The sequence below is a fragment of the Clostridium sp. AM34-11AC genome (assembly GCF_003435375.1).
GTDB lineage: Bacteria > Bacillota > Clostridia > Lachnospirales > Lachnospiraceae > Pilosibacter > Pilosibacter fragilis.
In genome coordinates this window covers 286-1,123 of the sequence record NZ_QWGL01000103.1, presented here as the reverse complement: position 1 = coordinate 1,123, position 838 = coordinate 286, and the positions used below count along the sequence as shown (strand labels likewise).

The 838-nt window shown below is 42.1% G+C and carries 1 protein-coding gene; it reads right to left on the bottom strand.

Annotation, left to right across the window (positions count from 1 at the left end; genetic code table 11):
• Nucleotides 1–35: 35 nt before the first annotated feature.
• Complete coding sequence (locus DW826_RS17945) at nt 36–689, bottom strand: hypothetical protein (protein WP_227612115.1); 654 nt, start codon at nt 687–689, stop codon at nt 36–38.
• Nucleotides 690–838 lie beyond the last annotated feature (149 nt).

Sequence of the window (838 nt, the reverse complement as noted above, 5' to 3'; positions counted from 1 at the left end):
TTGACCCGATGTGTGGGTGGCAAATTGAAAGTTTTCTACTTTATACTTCCTAGATTAAAATCGTACTCATCAGATTCTCGTGGATTCTTGAAACCTTCAAACGAATCTACTTCTGTAAAGGAAAAGAAAAAACCACAGTTGGGGGTAGGAAATTTCTGTTGTTCCTTTCGGGTGTAGCCTTTGATGGACAGCAGATATTTTCCAGCGGGAACATTATACTTGATGTCCGTATAAATTGTACAGATACCATCTGGTGTTTCTGACTTATACCACCGTTCCCACGGGGAGTGGTAGTGCTCCACAGAACCGAAGTACCCCGGTGTGGTATAAAATTCTTCTTCCTTGATATGGTATTCCTTTGGCTCAAAAGGTTCAAGCTGTTCAATAGCAGAAATCCAAAGTCCATCTTTTACTTCCAGATTAAAGCCCTCATAGCTGATTTTTTGCACCCACTGGTCATCAAAGGGCTCGTCCTGCCCTTCCAATTTGATTGCATAATTATAGTGATCAATCCCTACCAACGGGATGAAAATTCCCTCTCGTTGCGTGTTCAGATAAAGCTCCTTATCCTTTTGCAGAAGACTTAACAGTTTTCTTTTCCGAATTTTCTCACGCTTCAAAAAATCCTGTAAGGTGTCTGCGGAAAATAAACAGATCCCATAGCCACCTGCAATTACCATTCTGTCCATAACTTCTCCTTCCCAATACAATAAGCCACTTCCGATTTGTCGTCGACTTCATTATACTTTACCCGACCGTCAAAGTATAGAGAGATTTTGTAAAACTTGTCGGCTGGGAACAGCTTGCAGCGCAAGGTGTCCCCAGATGGCAAGTCCAC